We start from the raw sequence: 241 nt of genomic DNA, 5'->3' as shown, positions 1-241 counted from the left end.
GGCGTCTGTTCGGGGGGCCGCCGCGACGGCGACCGCACGATCGGTCATTACTTGCCGACCTCGCTCTCGTAGAACTTCTGCACGCGGTCGACGAAGTCCTGACCGGTGATCTGGCTGGTCACCAGCAGCTGCGACTCGGGGATGATCGAGCCCGCGTAGATGCCGGCGGTGGTGTTGGCCATGAAGTCGACCTGGCCGTTCTCGGCGCCGATCTGCGCCGACATCTTCAGCGCGTTCTCGA

The 241-nt window shown here is 65.6% G+C and carries 1 protein-coding gene; it reads right to left on the bottom strand.

All coding sequences use genetic code 11. The features are described from left to right. Positions 1-47: 47 nt before the first annotated feature. Positions 48-241, bottom strand: a 194-nt coding sequence (locus ACZ3HG_RS24650; RefSeq protein ID WP_465335138.1) for a hypothetical protein, incomplete at its 5' end; no start/stop codon positions are given.

This window comes from Erwinia sp. PME.40.26/001 (assembly GCF_055556675.1).
Note: the sequence above shows the minus strand (reverse complement) of the source record. Positions and strands in the feature narration are given on the sequence as shown.